At 70.8% G+C, this 2,183-nt stretch carries 4 protein-coding genes; 2 read left to right on the forward strand and 2 right to left on the reverse strand.

The genetic code is table 11. From position 1 onward, the window contains the following. Together KBX53_RS30630 and KBX53_RS30635 are read right to left on the reverse strand one after the other, a co-directional pair. The coding region (locus KBX53_RS30630; RefSeq protein WP_210863204.1) for an Lsr2 family protein at nt 1-217 on the reverse strand (217 nt) is incomplete at its 3' end. A gap of 144 nt (nt 218-361) precedes the next feature. Continuing rightward, nucleotides 362-970: a response regulator transcription factor gene (locus tag KBX53_RS30635; RefSeq protein WP_309140896.1), complete on the reverse strand. Its 609-nt coding sequence runs from the start codon at nt 968-970 to the stop codon at nt 362-364. 98 nt (nt 971-1,068) lie between these two features. Between KBX53_RS30635 and KBX53_RS30640 the strand changes: the two genes are divergently transcribed. Together KBX53_RS30640 and KBX53_RS30645 are read left to right on the forward strand one after the other, a co-directional pair. After that, nucleotides 1,069-1,800, forward strand: coding sequence for a sensor histidine kinase KdpD (locus KBX53_RS30640; RefSeq protein WP_210863208.1), 732 nt, complete (start codon nt 1,069-1,071; stop codon nt 1,798-1,800). Nucleotides 1,801-1,883: 83 nt separating this feature from the next. Continuing rightward, nucleotides 1,884-2,183: manganese catalase family protein (locus KBX53_RS30645; protein WP_210863210.1), on the forward strand; the 300-nt coding region annotated here is incomplete at its 3' end.

Here is a 2,183-nt window from a genome sequence, read left to right on the forward strand (position 1 = left end):
GGCCCGGCCGTCGGACTGAACGGGCGCTCTCCACCGGACCGCGCCCGATCCGCCGACCCGCATTGATGTACGGGTCGAGCGCCTTGCGCAGGACACCGGCATTCTCGTCGGAGACATCGATCGTGTAGGCCACGCCGTCGAGACTGAACTCCACCGTCCGGTCGGCCTTCCCACCGTCGAGGTCGTCGGTCAGGACCGTGATTACTTTTCTCGCCATTGCCGATTACTCCCTGTGTGCGGCGGGATGTGTCCAAAGTCTGACCTATCACCCCGGTAATCCGCAACAATATGCCTTCCATTCATTCGGCGCGTCGCGATTCCGTTACAGAGCAAAACCGTGAATCGGTCCGATGACCGGGCTTCATTCCCCGAGGATCCCGGCGTGACCGGCGACGGCGGCGGCCTCGGCCCGGTTGGACACTCGCAACTTTCGCAGCAACGCGGCGGTCATACGTTTCACCGTCCTTTCCGAGACGTGCAGTTCTTCGGCGATGTCGACGGTGCTGCGGCCGGCGGCGATCGCCCGCAGCAGCCGCCGTTCCTCACTGTCGAGGTCGACCGACGGGAAGCGCCTGGGCGGCAGCAGAGTGCGCAGCAGTTCGGCCGGCAGCACCGCCCAGCCGTCGAGGATGGCCAGCAGCGGGGGCAGCAGCTCCTCCGGTTCGCTGGTCTTGGGCAGGAAACCCTCGGCGCCGGCCCGCAGCGCCTCCACCGCCGACTCGGGAGCGGCGGAACCGGACATCGCCACCACCCGTACCCGAGGGGTGGTCCGTCGGATCGCCGCCACCGCGCGGACGCCGCCGGGCGCGGGCATGTGCAGGTCGACGATGGCCAGGTCGGGGCGGCAGGCGGCGACGAGCGCCGCCGCCGCGGCGGCGTCGCCGGTGGAGGCGACCACCTCGGCGCGGCCGCTGCTGGTGATCGGGAGCAGCAACTCCAGGCCGCGGACGAAAAGGGGGTGATCGTCCACGACAACGAGTCGCAAGGTGGAGCTTCCCGGCATGTCTGGGCCGTTCCCCAGCGGGTACCGATCATGCGGGTTCGCACCGAACGAGGGGAGTCGGGTGGATGCGCGTACGGCACGGTTTGCGGGACCTGCTGCGAGGGTTGCGCCCCATCGCGCCGACACCCGCCGAGCGGCGAGCGGCGGAGGCTGATTCGGAGTTGCTGCTGCGGGTGTTGTGCCACGAGTTCCGGACGCCGGTGAGCACCCTGACCTCGTTGACCCGCGCTCTGGCCGACGAGCGTCGCGAGCTGACCAGTGCCGATCGGCGGGCGATCACCGAGCTGGCCCGCGACCAGGCCGCACACCTGCAGAGTCTGCTGCGCGACGCGACCGCCGGCACCGGCGCGCTGGCGCTGGCCGCGCAGCCGGAGCCGGTCGTCGCGCTGGCGGGCATCCTGCGGGAGGCCGCCGCGTTGGTGCCGGCCGGTCGGCGGCGGGCACGGGCCACCCGGCGGGCCGCCTCCTGCCCGGTGCCGGCCGGACGCACTCGACAGGTGCTGGTCAACCTGGTGCAGAACGCGTTGCGGCACGGGCCGCCCAACGGGCAGGTCGGGCTCTACGCCACGGTGCGCGGTCCCGGCGTGAGCATCCTGGTCACCGACGAGGGCAGGGTCGACGACGCGCTGCTGGTCGCGCTGCGGCGTCCGACGCCGGCCGTCGGGATGTCCGGTCTGGGCCTGTGGATCGCGCGGCAGCTCGTCGCGACCGACGGGGGAGCGCTGAGGGCGCACCGGCTGCGGCCCCGTGGAGTGGCGCTGGAGGTGTTGCTGCCGGTGGTCCGCCCGCTGGGCTGACCCGGCCGGGCCACCGGTTGGCCCGCTCGGGTCAGCCCAGCGGGAACGTCCTCGCTACCTGTTTCCGGTACCGAGGAGGTCGGATGTTCAGTCACGTCAAGGATCTGCAGTTCGAGGCCAAGCCAGACGGCCCGGACGCGGCTTTCGCCCGTCGGCTGCAGGAGGTGCTGGGCGGCAAGTGGGGCGAGATGACAGTCGCCAACCAGTACCTCTTCCAGGGTTGGAACTGCCGGCTGCCCGGCAAGTACAAGGATCTGTTGCTCGATGTCGGCACCGAGGAGATGGGCCACGTCGAGATGATCGTCACGATGATCACCCGGCTCGTGGACAATGCGCCGCTGACGCTGACCGAGGGGAGCGCGGCGGACCCCGGAGGTGCGGCG

This window comes from Micromonospora sp. M51 (genome assembly GCF_018070305.1).
GTDB lineage: Bacteria > Actinomycetota > Actinomycetes > Mycobacteriales > Micromonosporaceae > Micromonospora > Micromonospora parva.